Source organism: Rhodohalobacter mucosus (assembly GCF_003150675.1).
GTDB classification, from domain to species: domain Bacteria; phylum Bacteroidota; class Rhodothermia; order Balneolales; family Balneolaceae; genus Rhodohalobacter; species Rhodohalobacter mucosus.
On sequence record NZ_QGGB01000005.1, the window covers coordinates 406,924 to 433,239 of the forward strand.

Genomic DNA, 26,316 nt, shown 5'->3' on the forward strand with positions numbered 1-26,316 from the left:
AACCATCGTATCATTTTAGCAGAAAGAGAGAGCGGAACCCTGGTTCCGGATACAGTCAAGAGAGAAAAAAACCTGACTATTCATTAAGAGAAAAGAAGAGCCTGCCGGGCGGTTGTCCGGCAGGTTTTTTTATGTCCCTGCTGGACTGCCGGTCAAGACGTCCGTTAAGCAACGGTTTGCCGCAAACACTTGTCTGTTGAGTTGTTAAGGTACGAATCCCGGCGCGGTGCAACCCATCGGACGACGGGGAGTCGGGCACCCTTAACTGATCTTTCATGAAGTCGTTAGACGAGGCATCCCCACCGGATCAGAGCAATGATTAAACACTCTGAACAAAAAAAGGCCTTTCGATTTGCAGATCGAAAGGCCTTTTATGAATTACTTATTTACAGGATCGGTACCTGTCTATCTGAAACTGATACCCACGCCGGCGTTCAGTGTCGGGTACTTCGACTGCGTATAGGTTGCGGAGAGTGCAATGAAGCCCAGGCGGAGGCGGAAACCGGCAAATGCATGCACGCTGTTTTCGCCGTCATAGCTCAGGGTGATCGGATCGTCGATTCTTTCAACTATACGCTGACGGGTCTCTTCACTTCCGTCAAGCGGATTAAAGTCCGGGTTAAAGCTGGTGATCGGGTAGGCACCGGGAGAGGAGAGATCCACCGTGGATGTCTGGAACCCAAGGCCGCCGAAAAGCGAAATAACCGGCAGGTTTTTCCCTACGATTACGTTGCCTGTGAACCCGCTCGCTTCAAGCTGAATGCTTTGGTCCTCCCAGACACCGGGAGTAGCGCTGAAGGGATTGTAGACATCAGTTCCCTGCTCGGGATTCACATCCAGATCAAAGCTGGAATTGAGCCGGGTGAGGCCGGCCTGCACGGAAATGTCGACCGGCAGAGCGGCGCCGCCCGGGAGCCACTGGTTGATTCCGTGACGCACCCCGAATCCGAACAGGTCCATGCTGAACTCATCCACGGAGATGGATGGCGCGTAGCGCAGGCTCACATCGGTATCTTTAACGGCGCCCACGGTGAGCTGTACCATGGGAGCGGGAACATAGGGATATCCGGATCCCTGCGGCATGGCAAAACGTGTAATCTCTTCACGGAAACCGCTGAACGGATTATCTCCGAAAACTCCCATAACGGCGCCGGGTGTGTCATCGCCGAATGCTGTTTGTGTTTCGGAGGAACCTCCAACGCGCTCCAGGTTCTGAAACTGCAGCTCATCAACAAGAAAGCTGCGGTCGCCTGAAGGCACTAGCGATACGGCGGCGCTGACTCTCAGATCGAACCCAAATTTTTTGTAGGGCCGACCGGAGTTGATCCAGCCGGAATTCAGGTCTGCACCAAACCCGTTGCCGAATGGCCTCAGATACTCTTCCATCAGCAGGTTGGCGTCTTCTACACCGGACTTGAGGATTTCACCGGCGTCTCCGAACTGCGCATGTGCGCTTTTCGGAAGTGCGCTCGTTAGCAGCAAAGCCAAAACTGCGGAACATAAAAACAGTGTTTTTTTAATAGAGGTATAGTGATCCATGATGATAATATAGATTGTGTGAATTAATTAAATAAGCGCTGCAGATGATTTTTGTGCCGGGAAAGCGGATTGCCAGTTGTAATCCTTCACTGTGCAGGTTTCCGTATCCCTGTTTGAAACAGCATACAGGAAAGATAATCCGGGAAGCACTCTGTTACAAAACAGTACAACTAATCGAGCGATTGAAGGATATTGATATAGGAGTTATAACGGTCGGGGTCGATACGTCCCTCTTCAAAGGCTTTTACCACACCGCATCCGGGCTCGTGGGTGTGGGTGCAGTTGTAGTATTTGCAGTGCTCCCTGGGTTCCAGCATTTCGGGAAAAAAGAGGGACAGCTCACTCTTTTCGATGTTAACAAGACCCAGTTCGCGTATACCCGGTGTGTCGACAATATAGCCCCTCTCGCTGACCGGGATCAGTGTTGCAAAGGTGGTTGTATGCTTCCCCTTGTTTGAATAGCCGGATACTTCTCCCGTTCTGAGGCCGAGGTTTGGCTGTACCGCGTTCAGCAGGCTGGTTTTGCCCGTTCCTGATGGGCCGATAAATACGGAGGTTTTGGCTTTCAGCTCCTTCTCAAGGCGTGAGATGCTCTCTTCATTGTGAATACTGGTTGTGAGGAAGGAATATCCAAGCCCGATGTAGAGCTCCCGGATATCCTCCACAAACGCTTCGTCGCCTTTTTTGGCAAGGTCCATCTTGTTCACGATAATGCCTGCGGGTATTTCATACGCTTCGCAGGTTACCAGGAACCGGTCGATAAACCCCAGGTTGAGCTTTGGCTGGCGGACCGACTGCACCACCCAGGCGCGATCGATATTGGCCGCCAGGATCTGCTCGCCGCGACGGCCATGGGTAGCCTGACGCGGGATATAGTTCTCCCGCTCATGGATCTCGGTGATAGTGCCTGCGCCGTCGCTCTCAACGGTAAACGTTACGTTGTCGCCCACCGCAACGGGGTTGGTAACCTCCTTTTTATCCAGACGGAAACGCCCCGGCAGGCGGCAGTCATAAATGGTGTCGCCGTCCTTTTCGGCTACCTTGTACCATTTACCCGTGGATTGTATAACGCGTCCCTGTTTACTCATAAACTGTAATGTACGTGATTTTCAGGGGAGGAGGGAAAAAGTTGTGAGTCCATACCCGGCGTGGGCTGAACTGCAAATTACTCTGTATAAGCCGCTTGTTAACCGAAAACTTAATCTGATGTAGTATTCTGTTTTGTAAGCATTTTTTGAAACAATGCCATTGAACTACTGATTATAAAATACTGCCTGGAAAACCAGAATAAGGAACCTGCACCCATAACCATCCAAAAAAGTGCATTTATAACGTGAACAATTTCAGAAGTTTCAAAATAAAACCAAAAGTAGGTCAGGGCTAAAATGAAACCGGCGAATGAACTTACAATACCAAAGATGAATCTTCTGCGTGATTTAATTAATTGCCGTTCAATAAATTCCTGAAACTTGTTTTCTTTTAGAAGTTGATGATCTTTATAGAGAAAAAAAGGACTTATATCTTCAAACTGCTCTTCAAAGAAATTTTTTATTAAATCGTTAGAGATCATCGAAAATGGTTTTTTCGGTTGCCGGCCCGCGGATTAATATTTTTATTTAAGCAGTAAAATCATTTTCTGCAAACAAATTTTCATCAGCACTGGTCCTCGTTCCACTTAACATGGTTTGCCATACCGCGTATATGTTTAGCCATAAAAAGACCATACCATTCCAATTGCAGTCAGGAAAAAATTGGCAAAGTTGTGAGCAAGAATAGGGGTAAATAAAGATTTCGTTTGGTCAAAGGCTATTGCGTAGAAAATACCAAGAACAAATGCCTGAATTAATTGAACTGGAGAAATCCAGGAAATCTGCAGTGTAAAAGGGACTAACCCGATGTGTGCAACTGTAAATAGAAGGGTTGCCGCGGCCCCTGCATGTGAAATTTCCAAACCAGAGTAGCTCCGGCTCCCGGGAATCGCTTGATAAAGAATCACCATTACCAATCCCCTGAACAGAGGCTCTTCAGCGGTTCCTGAAAGAAGAGCCTTGAAGGCTAGCTCACCGGCTATGTTGGCAGCTGTTAAGGGTGAGGTCCACTCAGGTGCAGGAGAGATCCAAATAAGAATAAGGTGGCCGAAAATTATAAAACCGCTGAAATAGGCCAGAAATGATTTGAGCAGAGCTACACTTTTTTCACGCTTTTTCATATTAAAACCAAGCTCCCGGAAACCTATGGAGAGAAAGAAAGCACAGAGAAGGGTCAGAACCAGTTGAAGAGAGTGGTGTATAATTGGCCACAGGAAAGCACTATGCGGCCCTAAATGACTAAAGCGGGCGAATAAGTGATCTGTACCCAGGGTTGAAAGCTGGGGAATCAAATATACCAGGGCAATACATACGCCAACACCTGATAGAGGATGTTTTATTTTTATCATCGGCCAGAACGTTTAACGACATTCCGCATATGCTGCATGCAGGTCAATGTTGATTTAAAACATAATGTACTACAGAAATTAAAAAACCAACATACAGCAGGGTAGGGCGGGGTACGTTCCGCTCAATATGCTGGTGGGACATGATTACTGAGACACTTGCAATTTATCCGTTAATATCGACCTGATTAAAAATCATATACAATATTGCACTACAGGGTGAAACTCTCCGATCAAATAGAACGTTTTTTGAGACGATGTTACTGACTCAAACATAAAAAAAAGAGGTAGATATGAGATTAAAAAGGAGCAAAATAGCTGGATTGGGAATAAGCATTTTAATGATGCTGATTGCGATGTCGTCTGAAAGTCGTGCCCAGTCCATCAATGAAGTCATTGAGCAGTTCGATCTATCGCCTCAGATGATTAGCTACCACCCGGAAGGAGAGTGGATAATGTCAACACGATCAGATGGTGATAATCCCTATTTGCTTCTCAGGATCGAAGGTGAAGAGGCGTCTGCAACAGAGATTGACACACTGGACTATGGCTATTACCTGAATGTTTCCAGGCTATCCAACGATGGTGATCAGCTTTTGTACGGTTTCCTGGATACATTGGGAACGGATTCCCAAAGGAGAACCTATCTGCGGACATATGAGAATGGTACATTTGGTGAGCCGGTGGACTTTCGCGAGAAAACCGGGCTGAACGCGCTCACATACTTTATGATTGATGAACCCGGCAATGTTTATTTTTACACGTATGCCATGGACCCCAAAGGAATCTACAAAATCGAAAAAGATGCAGAGGGCTATGGCGAACCGGAGTTGCTCATTGCAAACAGGCCGAACTTTGTACCTTTTTCCCCGCTATTGATCGATGAGAATACCATGTTGCTGGCTCAGCATGGTCAGGGGGATAATAGCGTAAATGGTATTTATGTGAGCAAAAAAGAGGATAATCATTGGTCAACACCAAAAAAACTTGAAGGCTTGCCCTATGGATGGAGCCTTGGATTTGGCAAGGATGACAACGTCATTTATCTGATTGCAGAAACGAGGAAGGTGAAGCAAATTCCTCTGGCAGAGATAAGGGAACGAGTGAACATGGTTCTGGATGAATAATTTGGAGAAACGGCCTTGCGGTTAACGGGCGGGACGGACCATCTTAACAGATTATTCCCCAACGCATCACCAACCCGCTGAAACGCATGTTAGCAGGCTGAACACCTTTTACGCGCCCAGATGTTTCAGCAGCTCGTAAACCAAAAATGCGGGCCACACCAAAGACTTTAAAAATCCCAAAACACCTCCCCAAAAACCGGCAGCATGACTTATGTAATATACCAATGCTCCGATCCATCCCAGCCCATAGATACCGCCCGATACACCCTGGTTCGATTTATTCTTCTTTTTATCTTCCATTGCGGTTATACCCTCCATTCTGTTTAGTTGATAAGTCGATTAACAGTTTCGCATTAAAAGCGGATTTGCCATTTACCGCAAATAAAGTCAAGAAAACTCCGGATTACTACAAGTATTGAAGTATGTGATGAGGGAAAGCCGGTAAAATCCGTATGATACTCTTAGCTAAGAGTAATGCTTGTTATACGGCGTCCCTTCTGTAGAAGTCAGTTAGTGTATTCCAGCAATCCTGCCTACTATCGCAAGGAGATCAATTATGAAATGGGCAAGAATTAAAAGCGTAAGGTTTCTGGACTTATAATAGTACCAAGTGAATATCCATCCAACGAAGAAGAGCATAACGGCATTTTCAAAGCCGTCCTTCAAATGGTAAAGAGAGAAAGCCGTATGGGGGAGCACGAGCGCGAACAACGGATTCTTGAAGTGGGTAAGCAATCGTTCCATTGCGTATCCGCGGTATATTATTTCCTCAGCAAAGCTGGCGGTTATGAGTGCAAAAGGGGCAAACCAAAGGAAAAAATGCTCTGGCAATTCGCCAGTTGCCGCCTGCCCGGCCGGAAGCGAGATATTGGGAAACCATGGGCTTACAACAAGTCGCCAAGCGATCATCCCGATAAAGAAAAAGCCAACGAGCCCAAACGCTGTGTACAGCGTCTCAAATGAAAATGGCTTGAAGCCCATTGACGCAATGTGTTTGCGTTCCCCGAACAGGACAACGATGATCAAGGAGATTGCAAATCCCCAATCGACCAACTGAGAGGCAACGTTCCTCGCGACGATATTGCTTGGCAGCAAATTGCCGGCAATCGATGGAATCCAAAATAGGGTGGTCAGGGCAAGCGAGATGGTCAGCCCTATGGCAAGCGGAACCCATGGCTCCTTTGTAGTGCTTGGGGATTGTTCGGCTTCGTCGCTCGTTTTCACCTGATTATCCAATGGCCTTCCTGATATGAGTCTGGTCAACAGTACTACCGTGCAAGGGGGTATAACGTCTCTTGGCTTGTGCTGCCAGCCTGAAAATTTTAAAGTCTACTTCGAAGCTTTAACTGGTCAGTACGAAGCCATTGTTATACCGTAAGCTATTTTCTCGACTTCCAATACTTTGGCCTTCTACTCAAATGCATCACAGCATTAATTGTGATCATTTTATTTGAGAACTCATAGATGAGGCCATATGGAAATCTGTTTAATAAAATCCTTCGGTCCTCTTTCGTAATTAATGAACCTGTTTTTGGGTGAGTAAGTATAAGTGAAATAGCAGCTTCGACTTCATCAAGAAATTCTCCGCCTAGCCCCTCAGACTTATCTTCATAATATTCAATAGAACTGGTTAACTCTTTGGCCGCTTCCGGGTGATATTGAAAAGTCACTTTTTAAGGATTTTTCTGGCCTCTTTATGAACTTCCTCTCCCAACAGAGGAGATACCTTGCCTGATTTGATTTCTTCTTTTCTGCGAGTTACTTCATCAATCCATGACTGCTCAATATCTGAATCGATCTCTTCATCCAAACTCTTGATAAGCCTCTTGGCAAGTTCCGCCCGTCGCTTTTTGTCCAGTTCGAGCGCTGAATGCTCTATCTCTTTAAAATCAGTGATCATAACTTTCAAAATTGAGTTTATATGCCAATCTATTGAAAAACAAATTAATCTGATAATTATTAATCAGCCACTATTAGCCTTTTAAGATAAATCACCAAAATTTCCAGTTTCCAATCTCTTCTTTAAGCCAAACGATAAAGTTGTCTCCGACAATCCAACCAAGAATTGAACATACACCCAAGAAAGCGAGAAAGAATGCATTGTTAAACAAAAGGATGACAGATCCTGATCCGGTAAAAAAATAGAACACCTGAACAAGCACAGTTCCTAGAAGGATTGCATATAGTGCATTCAAAAATCTCGAAAAGATCGAAGTTTCAGCAACCAAGGAGTTTTCATCAATTTTTAGTTCTGAATGATTTCCTTTTCTAGAGGCCATAGTTGTAGATGATTAAATAGGTTATTACGGTATAACATATAGTTCTACAATTCTGAATAATAGTATAAACTGGTTAAATAAAATACCTGTTGGTTAGATAAAAGGGTCAAATAAAAGGGTTAGATATACTTTTTATGTTGTCCTGAGCAGAAGCGGGTGCATGAGGATTCGTTCAAGGTCAGCCAAACAATACTCCTGATCGACAGGGGACAGGTGAGAGGGAAGTGCCATCAGGAATTTCGATGTAATTCAGAGGCTTGCTCCTCAATCGTACGGTTTTGAGCAAAAAATAATCGACTAAAAATGTCTCTCTGATGCAATCACAAAAAAAAGGAGAAGCACGTAATAGTTCATGCTTCTCCTTGCTGATTAAAGTAAGTATAACCGATTAGTTATCAATCGGCGGAGCACTGGCGGCTTCGAGTGCCCGCTCAAGGGCCGGCATTTCGGAGGACAGGTAGTCGTCCAGCTCACGGCGGATGGCCTCCAGTTCGGATATTCCCGCTTCAAGGGTTCGCTCGTGCGTAGCGGTTGGGCCGTAGGTTGTGCCCAGTGCACGGAATCCGACAAACATGCGCGAACGCGGTGTCGGCGGCTCTTTTTCACCGATCTGGCCTTTGGCATCGCTGCCGTTCATCGCCTTGTCAAATTCCAGAAGCCTCATCCGGGTATTATTGAGACGCTCCATTAATTCCGGATCTTCATTATCTGCTCTGAGTAAAGCGGCACGCATGGCACCTATTCTTTCCTGCGCATCCTCCAGACGGTTCGAAACGGCCGAAAGGTCCCGCTGAAACGCAATCAGGTTCTCCATGAAATCTTCCCGCACCTCATCCGGTTTACGATCGAGTGCACCTTCACGCAGCGGCACCACATCGAATGAAATCTCCTCGGAGAGCTCCTGAACCTCCCCGTCTTTTACCAGCGACATGCTTGCATAGTAGGTACCCGGTGCTGCGGGAAATGAATTGCTGAAACCATCATCGGCATCCGTTGTTTCCGGATCGATCAGGCCTTTGTTGGCGTGACGAAGTTCCCAGTTTACGCGGTGGAACCCTTCACGTGCAGGCCCTTTCACACGGTTCACTACGCTGTACCCTTCATCCTTTATTGTGATCATGATGTAGGGAGCCTCTTCGGCGATTTCCGCATCCAGAGCATCCCAGCCGGGGAAGGGTACGTCTTCATCGGCTTCCAGTTCACGTTCGCGCCGCTGCCGTTCCTGCTCCTGCGTCAGATGGCTCTCCTTCAGGTAATATGTGAAAACGGCTCCAAAGGGCGGGTTATCGGCCACGTACTGGTCATCGCCCTGGGAGTCCACCTCATTACGTGGCACATACCAGAACGCATCGCGGGTTGGGAAAAGCACGCCGTCCTCATTGAGTGTTTCCTCGCTGACTTCCCGTAGCGGGGAGTAATCGTCGAGGATAAAAAAGCCGCGCCCGAACGAAGCGGCAACCAAATCTTCATGTTCCCTCTGAATGGTGATATCCCGGAAGGAGATCGTCGGGGCACCGCCTTTCAGCTGAATCCACTCCTCGCCGCCGTCCACTGTAAAAAAGACGCCGAATTCGGTGGCTGCAAACATCAGCTCCGGTTTAACGTGATCCTGAACCACTCTCCAGACCAGGTGCCGTTCCGGCAGGTCTTCTGAGATGAGCTCCCATGATTCTCCGCGGTCGGTGCTCTTGATGATGTACGGCTTATAGTCACCGTATTTGTGGTTGTCGAGGGCCACATATACGGTATTCGGGTCAAACAGGTCGGCCTTGATGTCGTTTACAAAGGGCATGGAGGGGAGGCCGCGGATCTCGCCCAGCTCTATTCGCCGCCAGTTTTCGCCGCCGTCTTCGGTTACCTGCAGCAGCCCATCATCGGTACCGGCGTAGATCAGCCCTTCCTGCAGCGGCGATTCGGCCAGTGACGTAATGGTGTTGTAGGTCGACATGGCGCTGATATCCCAGGGGTTGTCCCAGCTTTGCTGCTTGCCCATGATGGGAAGCGTGATACGCTCCTGGTTGCGTGTCAGGTCGCCCGATACCGGTGTCCAGCTGTTGCCTCGATCGTCGGTTCTCCATACGCGGTAAGAGGCAAAATAGATACGGGTGGGGCTGTGGGGGCTCACTTCGATCGGTGCGTCCCAGTTGAACCGTTCATGGCCTTCGCCTTCAGCCGGCTGCGGCTGAATGAAAACAGATTCCCCGGTGATGCGGTCTACGCGATGGAGAGCGCCCTGCTGAAACTCACCGTAAACAATATTGGGGTTCCCCGGTTCGGTGGCTGAATCGTGGCCGTCCGCTCCCAGTATTTTAAAGAAGTCGCGGTTGCGGATGCCGTCGCTGTCGGTACGTGACGGACCGCCGTTGGACCCGTTATCCTGGGTTCCGCCATATACGTTATAGAACGGTTTGGCGTCATCCACAGAAAGCTTGTAGTACTGCATGAGGGGCATGTTGCTGATGAAATCCCACGTCTCCATAAAGTCGAAGCTTTGGTATATCCCCCCGTCGGATCCGATCATGATGTAATCGGGATCGCTCTCCTTGAAGGCAATGGCGTGGTCGTCAACGTGCTTGTTGGTGTTGTTGATAAATCTGAAATTGGCACCATGGTCGTCGGAGATCAGGGTGTAGTTGCTCACCAGGATGATCTGGCCAAAATTGTGTGGGGAGGCGTAGAGCTCCTGGTAGTAGTGGGGGCCGGTTCCGCCGGAGACGGCGTCCGACATCTTTCTCCACGACTCGCCCCGGTCAGCCGACATATAGACGCCTCCGGTTCGCCGGTCGAGCTCAATGGCCGCATAGACAATGTCCGGATTCTGAGGGGAGATGGCGAGGCCGATCTTGCCCATATTGGAGGAGGGGAGGCCTCGTTTGAGCTCGGTCCAGGTTTCCCCGCCGTCGGTGCTCTTGTGGATTCCGGTGCCCGGTCCGCCGCCCATATAGGCCGCTACGGTACGGTGACGCTGCCAGGTGGCCGCATAGAGCACGTCGGGATTGCGGGGGTCGATCAGAATATCGGTCACCCCGGTCCATTCGTTCACGCTCAGTTTGTTTTCCCAGGTAGCGCCGCCGTCGGTGGTTTTGTAGAGGCCGCGCTGTCCGCCGCTGCTCCAGAGCGGGCCCTCAGCCGCCACCCACACCACGTCGGAGTTTTCAGGGTGGACAATGATGGTGGAGAGATGCTCGGAGTTTTCGAGCCCCATGTTGGACCAGCTTCTGCCTCCATCGGTGCTCTTGTAGATCCCGTCGCCGTAGCCAACATGGCGTCCGCCGATATCTTCGCCCGTTCCCACCCAGATGGTGTTCGGGTTGTTGGGGTCGATGGTTATGGACCCGATGGAGTAGGAGCCCTGGTTGTCGAAGATGGGGTCCCAGGTGGTCCCGGCGTTCACGGTTTTCCAGACGTTACCGGAGCCGACGGCCACATACCAGACGCTCTCGTCATCGGGATGGATGTCGATATCGGCGATGCGTCCGCCATTAAAAGCGGGACCGATATTTCGCAGTTCGAGCGCGTTGTAGCTGACGTCCGACACAGACACCTGCCCGAAAAGGCCGGCCGGAAGCCACAGGATAAAGCTTAGAAAAATGAAAAAGAGATGTTTCGGTTTTAAGATCATGAGAATGAGATTTGGTTAAGGGTCGATGGCAGTCATCGTATAAACCGCAATAGAGAGTCGATGTCTCCGGATTCGTCTGATCCTGAATCACGGGGAATCATTATATAGTAAAGATCCGAAAGAAGAGATGAAAAAGTAATTTTTTGAATAGCACCTCTGCCATGGGATGTTTACTGCAGATCATAGGGTATGCAGCAGTTGGTTACCGAATGCCAGGCGAGATTATCGGGGCAGAGAAAAAAGAGAAGAGGGGTTAAATGTCGCTGAGGGAGATACGGTAGGCTCTGAACGTGATATCTCCAAAATCGTTACTCTCTTCTGTAAACAGGTGGCCATTATGGATGGAAATAACGCTTTCATCCGGAAGGGGATCCAGGATTCCTTTTATCCTGCCTGAATCAGAAAATAATGTCCAGGTGGATTCATTTTGTTCATTCAAAAGCGCCATCCATATGCCGTCAGGCAGATCACAAACTACTTTATTGACCAATGGTTTGATTTCCGGCATATCTGCAATAAGTTGATCCCTGTCAATGGAGTTGAAAAGATCATTTGTATCACCGATAAAATCATCGACTTCACTCTCTTTCTCTTCCCTTGTAAGCAGAATGGCAGGGACATCCATGTTGTAATTGGCCAGTTGAGCACCGCTGTTTAAATCGTGTACTTTAAAGCCTACGCTATCGGTTCTGTTATAATAAATGGTGCCCCTGAAGGCGCATATATTATTTCTTGTGTGATATTTGGATGAATAATTAAACATCAAATTTAAAGATCCTTCAGAAGTACTGACACTTAAATCTTGATGTTTTGGAATTTGGAGAACTTTTTTTTCTGTCAATGGTTCGTCAGTAGTGAAAAGAGTCACAGATTCATGTTGACTTTCACTCATTCGTGATGTAGATCTGTGAAGAATAAGTTGATTTGGTGAGTAATAATAGTAATTATCCACTGACATACTAGGCTCCAGAATAAAATCTTGAACATAATTAAACAGATTTTCAGCATAGACGTACAAGGAAAATTTAGCCATTAAATAGTCGTAAAGAGCAACTCTATTACCATCAAGAAGACCAAGATTACTACTCAAGTTCTCTACTTCACCAGGTCCCCTTCCTTCAAGTGACGTAGAACTAAAAAGAGATCCATCAGAATTTACAATATGAAGGGAAATACTTCTTGTATCCAATATGGCGATACGGCCGTCTGCAAGCACCCTGGCATTGGCAAAATTTCCCGCCACCAATTCGTGGTCAGGTCCGATTTCAAACAGTAACTCCTTATCGATAGCCTCTCCATTGATATAGCTGAAATCGTTCACACCTGTACCGGTTTTGTTTGAACCCATATTGCAGGAGATCAGTATCATACTGAACACACATATGATGTGAAATTGTCTCATGCGTTTATTGATTGGTTGAGTGGAATTGATTTAGAACATACGTTCGATCCCTTTTACATTTTTTTTAAAAGATATAGAAGGAGATGAAGATATTTTGCTTCCTTGGGGAAGTTTTGAGTTAATCAGATCAAGGAACTCATTGGCGATCGTTTCGGGATCGTTTAAATCGATATACTCTTCAAAGGTTAATACCATATCTTCAGAAGGAGGAAGCAATTCCCCTTCTGTTTCATATGGGATCTCCAGTGATGATAAAAGGAACTGAACGCCGCCCTCAGAATCCGTGACTTCCAGAATTAATCCAGGCAGGCCATTGAACTTCCAGGGCCCTGCATTGATATTGATTTCCGGTGTATACCACGCTGTATAGGATCTTCCCCTGAATGCTGTCTCGGCCTTGTATGCTTTATAGTCCATTATGATCTTGCTTTCATCTGTCAGGGACCAATTAAATATGTCTATTTCTTCCAAGACTATACATTTTTGATAGCGCCCGTTTCTAAAAATATTTCTCCTTGATTTAATTTGTTTTGTTGTCCTGTCAATATGTACAAAATAAGAGAGTGAATCCTTTGGTGGTTGAAAATCAAATCCAAAATTAATCGAAGGGGTTAATTCACTATTACGCATTGATAAACTGTCAGAATTTAACTGCACGCGATTTTCATTTCTAATTGCGTAAAAAACTGAATGATTTTTGGCATCAAAGAAAAGATAACCTTCCATTTCTTGATGATCTTCAGCCTCTAAAATTGTTACATAAGTAACTTTACCATTTTCTTGAGAGTATGAAGTGTTATTAAAAACTATAATAAATAAAAGTGCGACAATGCATATTTTTAATGATTCCATTTTGTATAATATTGTATTTTAATAAATAAATAGAGCAATTCTTAAAAGAATTGCTCTTGAAAGCACTTGATTAAATAAATATTGAATTGTGTACTTCTTAGAATCCAAATTCCCAAAGTGCTTTTAACTTTAGCTTTGTACAATCCCACCAACCTACGTCATGTAATGTCAATTCTATATCCATGTCATCTGTTTTAACCCTAATCACACAATCACGGGCTTCAGATAAGTAAATAGAACTTGCATTGCACAAAGCTGAAGTGCTTTGCTGAACTTCCAAAAAAGAAACGTTGCTAGCTAATGTGATTTTTAGATCCTCACCTGATGTTGGTTTAATTGTGAATCCTGATAGAATCAGAAATAAAAATGATATAACTACCAGAAATCGATATTTACATATTTGATTCATGATTCTTTTGGTTCAGTTTGTTTGTCAGTTATACTTTTAAGAATAGCAATTGCTGTTTCTACACAATCCTCGCCCTTTATTTTAAACTTGAAGTCCTTAAAGGTGACTGTTCCTATATCAGTTTCTATGGTTCCATTTAATGTGACTTCACAATGCTCTTCTCCGTCGTACTCAAATTCAAATTTGAAATCAATAAATTTTATATCATTAATTTTTCTTTCTGAAAAAGTCTCACTTGGTAAAACTTGTGAAGCACAACTCGTTATATCTATTTGAACTGTTGTATGTACTGTACTGTTTACTTTTGCGAAAACAGTCGAAATCGATGTTAGAATAAACATTAAAAGTATAAATATACATGCTATCTTTTTCATCTTTATACCTCTCTTTATTATTTATTTTAGGTTATAACAGATACTCTCGATTATTTAAATACCTGTCAGTCTGCCATCAATAAATAGGATTTAAAAATATTTGACAAGTATAAGCTATCGTCAATTTCAGTATATATGTCGCCATATTCGGTAAACACTGTATACTTTTGCAGCTCATTGAGCCTGATAGTATCATGGATATGCTTCTCCTTGAGGAGTTTTTCTTTTAACTCCGTAAATGTGATTCCATAATAGCGTTTCAGGAATTTATACAGTGAATCGCTTGTAGTGCCCACACCGGAGTCTATGGCTACCTCAATACTTGAGATATCAATGCCTTTTTCCATAATGAGTGCTACAATGGTTTTGTATCGTACATCACGGATGATTCTGCTCGGCGACTTGCTGTAGATCTGGTTCATTTTTTTCCTGAGCCATTCCGGTGACACACAGGCCGCTTCTGCCCAGTCAGAAACATATCGTATCCCCGAGATATCGTGAATCAGGATATGAAGAGTCTCAGAGGATTTATGCAGGTCCAGTTCCCGGTTCTTCATTCTATTTCATCGTTTTATACTTCCTGTATATCTGTAAGAACTGGGAAATGGCATTTCCTTACAGACTTTTTTCAGATTTGATAATTATTCCAGGTATATAGATTGTGAAAGATTTTCATAATGAATAGACAGGAATGCATAACAGTCATCTGAACGACATATGAATCTGTTTTCCTGATACCTCTGAACGTTACTGCATCCGCTTCAGCTGATAACCGGATTTCGGCGGAAAGGTCACCTGATACTGATCAGGGCAGGAAGGTATTCAAATTGAACCTGATTGTCATTTGAACAGGAAAGGGCAAAAAAAACCGCTTCATCCTTTGGGACAAAGCGGTTTGTGAATAGTCTGAACTAAAAAAGAAGCTCTAAGCCAAATTCTCCAGCACGTTTATCTTCTTTCTTTACACTAGAGGGCACTTTGTTCTGCCGGTGCGTCTGCTGATTATTCCAGACTCTGAACAATCGCACGGTGCCGGATATAGTGCCTCAGTGCGAGCAGGTCGTCATCGCTCAGTTCCCTGAACGCGGGCATGCCCATCGTTACATTGCCTCCGTCTTTTACAATGAGATCAAAAGCGGCTTCACTCATGGTAATGGGCGACTCACGTAAATCCGGCGCCATGCCGCCCGAATAGGCATCCGGCCCGTGGCATCCGTCGCATTTTGCATAGAGGATTTCGCCCTTCGCGGCCAGGTCAAAATCGACCACAAATTCAGGCGCTGCGATCGGCTGAACCACGCGCGGCGGCGGCTGAGGGGGCATGTTGGCCGTACCGTTCATGGAGAAAGTGATCAGCCTGCGGGTGTGCTCGCGGTAGGCCCAGCCCAGTCCTGCAGCCTCGAGTCCGCCGAGGCCCGCATACCCGCCTCCCCAGCCCACCAGCAGGGAGATATACTGCGTGCCGTCTATTTTGTAGGTGATGGGAGGGGCCGAGATGCCCAGCCCCGCATTGTACTCCCAGACGATATCGCCAGTGGCCGCATCGTAGGCGAGCAGCATACCGTCCGAACGCCCCTGGAACACCAGGTTGCCGGCGGTGGTCAGGGTACCCGCATTCCAGAAATGCTCCTGCGGCACTTCCCAGGCTTTCTCCTGCGTAACGGGATCCCATGCGATCAGGGAAGCCGGATAATCACGCAATTCATCGTTACGCGTGAAATTCACACCGATTCCGCCTTCAAACTCTTCCGCCTGCCAGTTCTCCAGATCGATCCCTTCGGCACTGAACTCCGTTCCCATATGCAGGGCCGGGATGTAGACCAGGCCTGTATTCTGATTGTACGACATTGCGTGCCAGCTGTGTGCGCCCCAGGGTGCCGGCATAATCAGAGCCGCATTCTCTTCATAGCGTGAACCGGGCACCTCTACCGGGCGACCGGTTTCGAGGTCGATTTCAGACGCCCAGGTGGTTTTGGCAAAGGGTTCGGCGGAAATGAGCTCACCCGTCACCCGGTTGATTACGTAGAAAAATCCGTTTTTCGGGGCGTGGAGAATAGCTTTCACCTCTTCGCCGTCGATTTTCAGGTCGGCCAGTACAATATCCATATTAGAGTTGTAGTCCCACGTATCCCCGGGTACGGTCTGATAGTGCCAGAGATATTCGCCGGTATCCGGATCCAGGGCCACGATGGAGCAGAGAAAGAGATTGTCACCGCCCTCGGGGCTGCGGATCTCCCGGTTCCAGGGCGAGCCGTTTCCGGTTCCGATATACAACACATCCAGGTCGGGATCATAGGTAAAGCCGTGCCATGCATTGCCGCCGCCGCCGTGCTTCCACCACTCGCCGGTCCACGTCTCCGCAGCCATCGCCATCGCCTCGCTTTCAAAACCGTCATCCGGGTTGCCGGGTACGATATAAAATTTCCAGGCCTCTTCGCCGGTCTCCGCATCGTAGGCGGTTACGAAACCGCGGGAGGGACCATTTTCTGTCCCTCCGTTGCCGATCAGCACCTTACCTTTGAATGCTTTGGGAGCCCCGGTGATATAGAGAGCACGGTCTTCATCAAAGGTTCGTACCATCCACACGAGTTCGCCCGTTTCGGCATCCAGGGCAAACAGGCGTCCGTCCCAGGTTGCGGCGAAGACTTTGCCCATGTAGAAAGAGATGCCCCGGTTGTGCACCCAGCCGATCTGCCGTTTGCCGGCCACCGCTTCGCCCACCTTCGGATTGTATTCCCAGAGAAGCTCGCCGGTTACCGCATCCACTGCCCGTATAATGTTCATGGTGCCGGTGAAGTACATCACGCCGTTCACAACCAGGGGAGTGGATACCAGGCCCACGTCATTCGGCAGATCCAGCCACCAGTCCACCTTTAGTTCGCTAACATTTTCCGTGGTCACGTCTTCAAGCGGGCTGAAGCGCTGTTCATAATGTGTGCCCCCATAGGCCAGCCATTCGGAAACCAGGCTCTGATCCGCCAGGGTTTGATCGTCAACTACAATCTTTTCGTCGTTTGAACTGCAGCTAACCAGGAAAAGCGCAGCGAAGAGAGAAGGTAATATGCTATTGGACAGCCAAAATCCGGAAGAGTTCTTTTTGGCTTTTGAAATAGTCAGAGAACACCCATTTTTTATCGTTTCATCCACGAGATCCACCCCTATTTTTTTGTTTTCCGTTGAACGGTAAGCAGCGGTCTGTCGCAGATGAATTTCAGATAAATGCAGCTCTCTTGAAATTGATTCTACTGATCAAATGGGATTTTTCCTAATAAAATGTCCAAAAAGCGGGTAGATGGTACCAGAGCGGCAAAAAAAAAGCTGTCCGGAATGAAGTCGGATTACGGGGTGACCGTAATTACCATGACTTCAGTCCAGACAGCTACCTTGTTCAGATCGTGCTTGAAGCGGAATCAGCCTAATTCTCCAGCACGTTCATCTCTTTCTGTACATTGGAGGGCACTTTATTCTGTCCGTCCGTCTGCAGTTTGTGGGATTCGGGCACCTCGAAGAAGTTGGCCGGATCTTCCACCGGCTCGTCTTCCAGGATGAGGTCCAGGATCGGCTCCATGCGCTCCAGGTACTGCACCTGCAGATTGCCGATTACATCTTCCTCGATCTCGTCCACGTCCTTCTCGTTTTTCTTGGGAAGGAACACTTTCTCAATGCCCGCACGCTTGGCGGCCAGCACTTTCTCCTTGATGCCGCCCACCGGCAGCACCAGTCCGCGAAGGGTGATTTCGCCGGTCATTGCCAGCGTTCCCTTCACCTTGCGCTGGGTGAAGATGGAGGCTACCGCACTCAGCAGCGCCACACCGGCCGACGGGCCGTCTTTCGGCACCGCGCCCTGCGGTACGTGAATGTGAAGATCCCAGTACTTGAACGCCTCTTCGGGGATATTCAGCTCCTTGTAGCGTGCGCGCAGGTAGCTTATCGCCAGCATGGCCGACTCTTTCATCACATCACCCAGCTGTCCGGTAATGTGCAGCTTGCCCGTACCGCGCGATACGCTCGCCTCGATAAAGAGGATGTCGCCGCCGTAGGGGGTCCACGCCAGTCCGGTGGCCACGCCCGGCACCGTAGTGCGTTCGGCCACATCGGAGAAGAATTTGCGCTTGCCGAGGATGTCGGCCACGTCGTTCACGCCCACGCTCATGTCATCGATGTCGCCGCTGGCGATCTGTGCGGCCACGTTGCGGCACACGGCGCCGATCTGGCGCTCCAGGTTCCGCACGCCGCTTTCGCGGGTGTACTCGTCCACAATCTTCTCGATGGCGGCTTTTGAAATCTTGATCTGCTTGTTCGAAAGACCGTTCTCCTCAATCTGCTTCGGAATGAGATACTTCCGCGCGATCTCCGATTTCTCCTCCAGCGTGTAGCCGCTGATGTTGATAATCTCCATCCGGTCGCGCAGCGGCGCAGGGATGGTATCGAGCGAGTTCGCCGTGGCAATAAACATCACCTTCGACAGGTCGTACTCCAGCTCCAGGTAGTTGTCGGTGAAGGAGTCGTTCTGCTCGGGATCGAGCACCTCGAGCAGGGCGGAGGTCGGGTCGCCCCGGAAATCGGAGCCTACCTTGTCGATCTCATCCAGCATGATAACCGGATTGCCCTTGCCGGCTTTCTTCATCGAACGCAGGATCCTGCCGGGCAGCGCGCCGATATAGGTACGGCGGTGTCCGCGTATTTCGGCCTCGTCGTGGATGCCGCCCAGGCTGAACCTCTCAAACTCCCGGTTCAGCGATCGCGCGATCGATTTACCGAGCGAGGTTTTACCCACACCCGGAGGCCCGTAGAAGCAGAGGATGGGCGCCTTCATGTCTTTTTTCAGCTTCAGGACAGCCAGATACTCAATAATTCGTTTTTTCACCTTCTCCAGGCCGTAGTGGTCCTCATCCAGCACCTTGCGGGCCCGTTTCAGGTCAAGTTTGTCTTTGGAGTACTCGCCCCAGGGCAGGTCCAGGATCCACTCGATGTAGCTGTGGATGATGCCGTAGTTGGGGGAGGAGCTGGGAGTCATCTCCAGCCTCTGGAGCTCCTTCTCGGCGGTCTCCATGACATTCTCCGGCAGGCCTTTCTTCTCCTTGAGCTGCTGCCGCAGTTTCTCCACGGTCTGCTGCTCGCCGTCTTCGCCCAGCGCTTCCTGAATTGCTTTCATCTGCTGACGCAGGTAGAAATCGCGCTGCTGGTCGTCGATATCGGTTTTCACCTTCGAGCGGATCTCCTCGCTCAGGTTCAGCACCTGCAGCTCCTTGTTGAGATACTCCATCACTTTGTCGAGCCGCTTCGAGAATGTGCGGATCTCCAGAATCTGCTGCTTCTCGGCAATTGAGACCTGCAGGTTCGAGGAGATAAAGTTGAGCAGAAACGACGGACTCGAAATATTGTTGATGGCGATCGACGCTTCCGATGGGATGTTCGGCGAGAGATTCACAATTTTGCTTGCGGTCTCTTTGATGGAGCGTATGGAGGCATCCAGCTCGATGCCGCTGATATCCATATCCTGTTTTACGGGGAACACCCTGGCTTTGAAAAAGGGCTCTTCCTCCAGCATCTCCTCAATGCCGAATACGCTTTTGCCCTGAATTACCACGCTCTTGCTGCCGTCGGGCATCTTGATCAGTTTCAGGATCTGCGCAACGGTACCGAACTGGTAGAGGTCGCCCGGTTCGGGGTCTTCCACCGACTCATCTTTCTGCGTTACCACGCCGATCGTTTTATCGCTTTCGTAGGCCTGTTTTACAAGGGCAAGCGAGCGGTCGCGTCCCACCGTGATGGGAACCACCACGCCCGGAAAAAGAACCGTGTTTTTGAGGGGCAGAATGGGAAGTTCATCGGGAATGGCCGATTCCGTGAGCTTTTTCTCCTCTTCTTCGCTCATCAGGGGAATGGCCTGCTCAAAATCGTCAAACCCTTCATTTTGATCGTCGAATGCCGTCGTTATTTTAAATCGTGAATCAAGCATGTAAATAGGATCTATTGATAATTTTTTTCTCTTTGACTGTTTCCGTGGCAAATAAAACGCCAATGTGCCCGCTGCTACCATAACGTCAGAACTTTGTTCACGGTTCTGCCAATATGAGAAAAGTTCTCTCTGTACTGACAGTTGGTCAGGCTTCCGTTTCCCTCTTATTGCAAATAAAACTTGATTCCCACCAGTGACGCCCCCAGTATTTCCGTGGTGGGCCCAATACTGCTGCTTCTGAGCTGAATGGCTGCCGTAATGTCAAAGTACGTGGTTTCAACCCCACCGCCAAAACTGTAATATCCCGGCATTCTGGGCGCTAGGCGGGTGCCTGCGCGGATGGGAATAAAGGGAAGGGGGCGAATTTCAAGGCCCAGGTAGGCAACCGGGAAATTGGCCGCAAAGGCGGTTTTTGCAATGGAGTAGCTGATATCTCCCATCAGCTTTAGCCGGTCGATCTGAAATAATGCGCCCAGGTTAAGGGTGGCCGGAAGGGAAGTTGCAAAAGCGTTGTTACTCGAGCGGTTGATGTTTTCGAATGGTGTTTCTGCAAACTGGCTGAGGAATGAAAGATGCTCGCCGGGCGCTCCCAAAAATGAAAGTTCCGAGAGTTCTCCGGTTTCCGATGTCTCCTCTTCACCGTCGGGAGCGGTATCTTTGCGGGTTGACCGGTAGTGATAAACGGCTCCCAGGTCGGTAACAGAAAAGCTGAATCGCAGTGATTTCTCCGTTGGCACATCTTCACGCCTCAGTGTTGAAAGATCGCTTCCGAATGTGATGAGATAGGTGATGCCGATGTCGAGCCCCGCACCGAACGCGGATGGACGAAAAATGTCGGTCAGGTTTCCGTCCGAAAGTCCGCTGAAGGGGCCGCCCGCACCGCCCGAGAAGTACCCGCTGCTGAGCTGCGAAAAACGGGTTTCGCGCTGCCACAGACCGTCCGATTCACCGATGGAGTAGCGGTCTCTGTACCTCACATCCAGGTACGATCCACCCATCACCAGCTTGGGTGCAATGCCGATAATGAACTCCGCCAGCCTTGGATTCTGCCCGTTCAGAAAAGTAAACGATTCGGCATAGCCGAACGACAGCTCGTGCAGCGACTGAAACTGGTGACGGAACGACCGGTTTACCTGCAGGCGGTCACCCCGTTCGGTAGGTTCATCGGTAAAAAAACCGCGCCCCAGTTCATAAAAACTGACCGACCGGGTACGCAGTGCAACGGCATAGGAACGGTCTTCCAGGTTCCATTTGAGCCCGAACCAATAGAGGTCTGTAAGCGACTGCATGGAGCTTACCTGCTGACGGGTGCCGGGGAAAATTCTGTCGACAAGCCGCTCGCGGTCTGTTTCGTTAATTATACGGCTTTGCTCAGACGAGCCGTAAGGCATCAGTGTTGACCTGAACTGGCTGAAGCGGTCACCGTTATTCGGGATGGGAAGGGCTGAATCGAAGTATGCACCGCCCTTCAGCAGCGATATTTGCAGCTTATAGTTCTTTTCACGGATGTAGAGGTTGGCCGGGTTCAGGAAGAGCGATTCAAAGCCGGTGAGGTAGGATGCACCTCCGCCGCCCAGGGCCATATTTTCAGCAGTAAGCACATTCTGGGAACTCACGCTCGTGCACAGGAGCTGAATCAGAAAGCCGGTAATCAGCAGACGTTTTAGTGGTTTCAATGTGCTTTGAATTTATTGTATCACCTGAAGCCGGGCGGCTCTCAGCATGAGTGTTTTTTGTCCCCTGTTTTTAAAATAGACCACAACCCGCGCGTCGCGGCCCGCTCCGCTCCGCTGTACAATCTTGCCCGCCCCGAAAGAGGGGTGAAGCACGTGTGCCCCGGTTCGAAACGGGTCATCATCATACTCATATTCATAGTCACTGTTTCCTGATGAACGGGGTTTTTTGGAGTTAACGGGTGATTTCCAGTCATAGTCTATTTCGGTATCCGTCCGTTTAGCGGAATCGGAGCTGTCATCTCTCTCCACGGAAAAAGAGGAGGAATCCGTCCGGTTCTGACGTATTGTGGCACCGGTTTCCGTTCGCACCACGCCGGGATCCACCTCATTCAAAAACCGCGAACGCGCCTGACGCTGCTCTTCCCCGTATTTAAACCGCATTTTACTGTAGCTGAAAAAGAGGTGTTTCTGGGCTCTTGTGATGGCAACGTAGAAAAGCCTCCTTTCCTCTTCGGTATTGGGCTCTTCACCTTCTCGGGGACCCATGGGGAACAGGTTCTCTTCCAGGCCCACAATAAACACCACGGGAAACTCCAGCCCCTTGGATGCGTGGACGGTCATCAGCGTAACGGCGGGCTTGTTTTCATCATACTTGTCGGTATCGGTGATGAGCGTAATCTCCTGCAGAAAGTTGGAAAGTTTTGCATTCCCCGTGTTCTGCTGATAGTACGCGATCGCATTTTGAAGTTCCAGAACGTTGTCGCGGCGCGTAAGCGACTGAGCGCTGTTTTCCTCAACAAGCGCTTTGAGGTAACCGCTTTTTTCAAGCACTTTTTTGGTTACATCGAGAATGGGTGTGCCGCTTTCGAGCAGTTCGCGCAGGTTCTCGATCATCTGTACAAACTCCTTCACGCGCGCCTCGGCGGGTTTGTAGAGGTCGGCTGTCTCCACATTTTTCAGGATCTTCCATACCGAAGAGCCCGTGCTTCGCGCTTTCTTCAGCAGATCGTTCAGCGATTTGTTGCCGATGCCCCGGCTGGGCTCATTGATGATGCGCAGAAGGGCCTGCTCATCCTCGGGGTTCACCAAGAGGGTGAGATAAGCCAGTACGTCTTTGATCTCTTTGCGCTGATAGAACGACAGCCCGCCCACCAGCTGATAGGCAATATTTTTTCTGCGCAACGCCTCCTCAAAAATCCTGCTCTGGTAGTTTGTGCGGTAGAGTATGGCAAAATCGTTGTTCTGATAACCGTGCCGCAGCTTCAGGTCGTTGATGTAGTTTACGATCCGGTTCGCTTCATCCCGCTCGTCAAAATTTTCGAGCAGCGTGATGGGTTCACCATCAATATTCTCCGTCCATAGTGTTTTTTCAAGCTGCTTGCGGTTCTGTTTGATTACCGAATCGGCACACTGGAGAATGTGTTTGGTTGACCGGTAATTCTGTTCCAGGGGCACCTCGGTTGCTTTCTGATAGTCCTCCTTGAAATTCAGAATGTTGGATATATCGGCTCCCCGGAACGAGTAGATGCTCTGCGCGTCATCGCCGACCACGCAGATATTTTCATATTTGTCTGCCAGCAGCCGGGTCACCTTGTACTGTGCGTGATTGGTGTCCTGGTACTCATCGATGAGTATGTATCGGAACTTATCCTGATATTTCTCCAGTACGTCAGGATGCTCTTCGAAGAGTTCAATGGGCCGGATCAGAAGGTCGTCAAAGTCCATGGCGTTCGCTTCCTTGAGGCGCCTGGTATAGAGCTGGTACACCCTTGCGGTGATATCGTCGAGCGTGCTCTGCACAAACCGGTTCTGGTAGGTGTCCGGACCTACCAGTTGGTTCTTGGCGTCGCTGATTTTGTACTGGATGGTACGCGGCCGTATTTCACGCGGATCATAGTTGAGCTCTTTCAGGATCAGTTTGATGGCGTTTTCGGAATCGGCGGAGTCGTAAATGGAGAATGAGCTGCTGTATCCTATTCGTTCAGCCTCGAACCGCAAAATCTTGGAAAAAATGGAGTGGAATGTACCCATCCAAAGGCCCGATGCGCGCTCGCCGATCAGGTCTTGAATACGGCTCTGCATCTCACGCGCCGCTTTATTTGTAAATGTAAGAGCCAGAATATTATGCGGCAGTGCGTGTTGCTTTTGAAGAAGGTGCGCAATGCGGTAGGTGAGTACCCGGGTCTTGCCGCTGCCGGCGCCTGCAATGATTAAAAGCGGGCCCTGTACGTGTGAAGCGGCACGGCGCTGTTGCTCATTGAGTTTGGAGAGTAAATCGGCTGGGTCGGGGGTGCTGGAAGAGTCGGACCGGAGGGTGAACTGCTGCATTAATACGGTTTCGGGTCGGGTTAATTCAAAAAAATGACGATTTTAAAATTACGAATAATATTCGAAGGGGATGAACCCTGATCCGGTTTTTTTATGGAAGCATCAGGATCTGAATATCCATTACATTATTGCCGGTTGGACCCGTTTTGATATGCCACGGTGTGTCATTGAAAAAGTTGTAGCTGTCGTTATCGGCCAGTGCGCCGGCCGGATCAGCGTTCCGTTTTTCCCCACTCCGCCAGGTTGTTTCATCGACGATGGCGCCCGCGGCATCGGTGGATCCGTCAATGCCGTCCGTGCCGGCGCTTAGAAAAAGGATTTTACGGTCGAAGCTGCTCAGGTGCTGTGCCATTCTAAGCGCCAGTTCCTGGTTTCGCCCCCCTTTTCCCTCACCTGTTACCTTAAGGGTGCATTCGCCATAGAAAACGTGGGCGGCTGGGCGATTATTACTGTTTAGCATCGTATCCAGCCTCTTGCGTATCAGCTTCTCAAAATCATTGATACTGCCCGACCACGGCTCCGGCTCACGGCTGGCTTCAAAACCATGCTCTTCAAGCAGCCTGCAGGCTTCGGATGAAACAATGCGGGCAGAGGATAGGATAAACTGGGGGTGATGGCCTGATTCGGCTGTTTTTTCTTGATTGCTGAGGCTCTCTGCCTCCGACCGGCTTTGAATATGGTTTCGTACGGAGTCCGGTATTTTATTCCAGAGTGACCTGCCGGTAAGAATCGTTTTCGCTTCGCGGGTTGAAATGTTCTGCGGGGTGGTGGGACCGCTGCCGATATCCTCAACATTGTCATCCGGCACGTCTGAGATGATCAGATCGATTACGTTGAGATGCTTCATGAATTGAAGCATTCTTCCGCCCTTCACGGACGATACAGCTTTTCTGACTGTGTTGATCTGCCCGATTTCTGCTCCGGAAGTAACCAGCTGCCGGTAAAGCTGCTGGATATCCTCTTCAGGGATCGGGGCGGCCGGCCTGCAGAGAAGGGAGGATGTGCCACCCGAAATCAGATTGATCAGTGTGGATCCGGAGGGTAACTCCCTGATGTAGCGTATAAGCTGTTGGGTTGCCTGAAACGATGCACGGTCGGGATAGGGGTGGGAACCGATCAGAACCCGTGTTTTCTGCGGTTGGTGAAAGGGGTTGGGCGTTGAGATAACCAGTCCGTCTTTAAGATGTTCATTCAGCGCGTTCTCGGCGCCCAGTGCCATGCCTGCTGACGCTTTGCCTGCGCCTGCAAGGTAGATCGCTGAATGGTCCGGCATGGGGATGCTTTCAGACTGTACCCGGAGCCCGTTGCTATCGGGCTGTAGGCTGATACTCTCAAAAAGCACCTCTGAAGGGTCCACTTTTCGAATGATTTCACGCCAAATATTAAAGGATTCTAATAAATATTCCGCCATAAACTCAATTCTAATATTAATTACAAATTATTGTTAATGAATATGTTAAAGAATATTAAGAACCCCTTAGCGGAAAGGGGTGCGGAAAAATTTTCCTCATAGCATTTGAATATTAGAAAAAATTAATATTTTGATCACAGTTCCATGCGTCAAAGTTGAATTGCTAAACAAACAACTGTGTATCCGGTAGCGCCTTCAGGTATGGAAGGCGATAAAATAAGGAGTCGAATTATGAGTGTTTCAGTTAAAAACAACAGGGTTGATTATTCTGTGTTGGTAAATTATCTGCAGGTTCAGGAAACACGCAAAGCCAATGAACTTCTGGCTGAAGTGCTTCCCAAGCTGGTGCAATATCTTCAGATTACGGTAGGGGCAAACCCCGAAACCGCTGAAGAGTGCGTGCAGCAGGCATTTCTGAATGTATATGAGAGAATTTTGCAGGATAAGATCCGGGACCCGAAATCCATTCTGAGTTATCTCATGCAAGCTTCAAGAAATGAATATTTCTCTCACTGTCAAAAAAACAAGCGCTACACCGAATTGCCTGAAACTGAAAAAGGCATGAGTGAGCCGGCCGAGCAGATCAGCAGGCTGGTTGACGACGAGAGAATGGAAGCACTCAGTGAGTGTATCTCCAGGCTTGACGATGAGTCGAGGGAGTTTATCACCTACTTTATGGATAACCCCGGAGTACGGTCGCGTCAGGTGGCAACGGAGTTCGGCATCAGTGAAGCGAATGTGCGGATTAAAAAACATCGTATCGTCCATCAGCTTCAGGATATGTACAAGAAAATGACGGCCGACGTCTGAAAGGAGACCTACCTTTAGGGAGTTATCCTGAGCGGAATTTACGGTTCTATATTCAGCGGGGCTTTTTGTATATTCATTCTTTCTGAAAACG

22 protein-coding genes are annotated in these 26,316 nt (G+C 48.8%); 2 read left to right on the plus strand and 20 right to left on the minus strand.

The features are described from left to right. Positions 1 to 405 precede the first annotated feature (405 nt). The 4 genes from DDZ15_RS07290 to DDZ15_RS07305 form a co-directional block, all read right to left on the minus strand. The gene (locus tag DDZ15_RS07290) at positions 406 to 1,539 is read right to left on the minus strand and encodes a DUF6588 family protein (RefSeq protein ID WP_109646413.1); all 1,134 of its coding nucleotides are present in this window, start codon (positions 1,537 to 1,539) and stop codon (positions 406 to 408) included. A 170-nt stretch (positions 1,540 to 1,709) separates the two neighbouring features. Continuing rightward, positions 1,710 to 2,627, minus strand: a complete 918-nt coding sequence (gene rsgA, locus DDZ15_RS07295; protein WP_109646414.1) for a ribosome small subunit-dependent GTPase A — start codon at positions 2,625 to 2,627, stop codon at positions 1,710 to 1,712. Positions 2,628 to 2,737: 110 nt separating this feature from the next. Beyond that, positions 2,738 to 3,109, minus strand: a complete 372-nt coding sequence (locus DDZ15_RS07300) for a hypothetical protein (protein WP_109646415.1) — start codon at positions 3,107 to 3,109, stop codon at positions 2,738 to 2,740. A gap of 135 nt (positions 3,110 to 3,244) precedes the next feature. Next, on the minus strand, positions 3,245 to 3,976 hold the full coding sequence (locus DDZ15_RS07305) for a CPBP family intramembrane glutamic endopeptidase (RefSeq protein WP_109646416.1): 732 nt from the start codon (positions 3,974 to 3,976) through the stop codon (positions 3,245 to 3,247). A 290-nt stretch (positions 3,977 to 4,266) separates the two neighbouring features. Between DDZ15_RS07305 and DDZ15_RS07310 the strand changes: the two genes are divergently transcribed. Beyond that, a complete protein-coding gene (locus DDZ15_RS07310; protein ID WP_146198540.1) occupies positions 4,267 to 5,100 on the plus strand; it encodes a hypothetical protein in 834 nt (277 codons plus the stop codon). Positions 5,101 to 5,208: 108 nt separating this feature from the next. Here DDZ15_RS07310 and DDZ15_RS07315 read toward each other — a convergent pair whose 3' ends face one another. From DDZ15_RS07315 to DDZ15_RS07390, 16 genes are all read right to left on the minus strand, one after another. Then, the gene (locus DDZ15_RS07315; RefSeq protein WP_199222902.1) at positions 5,209 to 5,418 is read right to left on the minus strand and encodes a hypothetical protein; all 210 of its coding nucleotides are present in this window, start codon (positions 5,416 to 5,418) and stop codon (positions 5,209 to 5,211) included. A gap of 192 nt (positions 5,419 to 5,610) precedes the next feature. Continuing rightward, positions 5,611 to 6,336: a CPBP family intramembrane glutamic endopeptidase gene (locus DDZ15_RS07320; protein WP_109646418.1), complete on the minus strand. Its 726-nt coding sequence runs from the start codon at positions 6,334 to 6,336 to the stop codon at positions 5,611 to 5,613. Between the two features lie 143 nt (positions 6,337 to 6,479). After that, positions 6,480 to 6,770 carry a type II toxin-antitoxin system RelE/ParE family toxin gene (locus DDZ15_RS07325; RefSeq protein WP_109646419.1) on the minus strand — a complete coding sequence of 97 codons (291 nt, stop codon included), beginning with the start codon at positions 6,768 to 6,770 and terminating at the stop codon, positions 6,480 to 6,482. Continuing rightward, entirely contained in the window at positions 6,767 to 7,000 is a 234-nt protein-coding gene (locus tag DDZ15_RS07330; RefSeq protein ID WP_109646420.1) for an addiction module protein, read from the minus strand. Before DDZ15_RS07330 ends, DDZ15_RS07325 begins: the two co-directional genes overlap by 4 nt. Before the next feature lie 91 nt (positions 7,001 to 7,091). Continuing rightward, complete coding sequence (locus DDZ15_RS07335) at positions 7,092 to 7,379, minus strand: hypothetical protein (protein WP_109646421.1); 288 nt, start codon at positions 7,377 to 7,379, stop codon at positions 7,092 to 7,094. 388 nt (positions 7,380 to 7,767) lie between these two features. Then, complete coding sequence (locus DDZ15_RS07340) at positions 7,768 to 11,001, minus strand: WD40/YVTN/BNR-like repeat-containing protein (RefSeq protein ID WP_109646422.1); 3,234 nt, start codon at positions 10,999 to 11,001, stop codon at positions 7,768 to 7,770. A 253-nt stretch (positions 11,002 to 11,254) separates the two neighbouring features. Then, positions 11,255 to 12,403: a hypothetical protein gene (locus tag DDZ15_RS07345; protein ID WP_109646423.1), complete on the minus strand. Its 1,149-nt coding sequence runs from the start codon at positions 12,401 to 12,403 to the stop codon at positions 11,255 to 11,257. A 30-nt stretch (positions 12,404 to 12,433) separates the two neighbouring features. After that, complete coding sequence (locus tag DDZ15_RS07350; RefSeq protein ID WP_109646424.1) at positions 12,434 to 13,255, minus strand: GLPGLI family protein; 822 nt, start codon at positions 13,253 to 13,255, stop codon at positions 12,434 to 12,436. Positions 13,256 to 13,352: 97 nt separating this feature from the next. Further along, positions 13,353 to 13,664: a hypothetical protein gene (locus DDZ15_RS07355; RefSeq protein WP_109646425.1), complete on the minus strand. Its 312-nt coding sequence runs from the start codon at positions 13,662 to 13,664 to the stop codon at positions 13,353 to 13,355. Beyond that, entirely contained in the window at positions 13,661 to 14,038 is a 378-nt protein-coding gene (locus DDZ15_RS07360; protein WP_109646426.1) for a hypothetical protein, read from the minus strand. Before DDZ15_RS07360 ends, DDZ15_RS07355 begins: the two co-directional genes overlap by 4 nt. Before the next feature lie 65 nt (positions 14,039 to 14,103). Further along, positions 14,104 to 14,595, minus strand: coding sequence for a helix-turn-helix transcriptional regulator (locus tag DDZ15_RS07365; protein ID WP_109646427.1), 492 nt, complete (start codon positions 14,593 to 14,595; stop codon positions 14,104 to 14,106). Between the two features lie 445 nt (positions 14,596 to 15,040). After that, the gene (locus DDZ15_RS07370; protein WP_199222903.1) at positions 15,041 to 17,185 is read right to left on the minus strand and encodes a PQQ-dependent dehydrogenase, methanol/ethanol family; all 2,145 of its coding nucleotides are present in this window, start codon (positions 17,183 to 17,185) and stop codon (positions 15,041 to 15,043) included. Positions 17,186 to 17,453: 268 nt separating this feature from the next. Then, positions 17,454 to 20,000, minus strand: coding sequence for an endopeptidase La (gene lon, locus DDZ15_RS07375; protein ID WP_109646428.1), 2,547 nt, complete (start codon positions 19,998 to 20,000; stop codon positions 17,454 to 17,456). Between the two features lie 164 nt (positions 20,001 to 20,164). Then, a complete protein-coding gene (locus DDZ15_RS07380; protein WP_109646429.1) occupies positions 20,165 to 21,676 on the minus strand; it encodes a DUF5723 family protein in 1,512 nt (503 codons plus the stop codon). A gap of 12 nt (positions 21,677 to 21,688) precedes the next feature. After that, positions 21,689 to 24,004: an ATP-dependent helicase gene (locus tag DDZ15_RS07385; protein ID WP_109646430.1), complete on the minus strand. Its 2,316-nt coding sequence runs from the start codon at positions 24,002 to 24,004 to the stop codon at positions 21,689 to 21,691. Between the two features lie 91 nt (positions 24,005 to 24,095). After that, positions 24,096 to 25,415: a glycerate kinase type-2 family protein gene (locus DDZ15_RS07390; protein ID WP_109646431.1), complete on the minus strand. Its 1,320-nt coding sequence runs from the start codon at positions 25,413 to 25,415 to the stop codon at positions 24,096 to 24,098. Between the two features lie 231 nt (positions 25,416 to 25,646). On the opposite strand from DDZ15_RS07390, the gene DDZ15_RS07395 reads away from it, so the two are divergent. Beyond that, positions 25,647 to 26,225 (plus strand): RNA polymerase sigma factor, encoded by a 579-nt coding sequence (locus DDZ15_RS07395; protein WP_158278642.1) that lies wholly within the window; start codon positions 25,647 to 25,649, stop codon positions 26,223 to 26,225. Positions 26,226 to 26,316 lie beyond the last annotated feature (91 nt).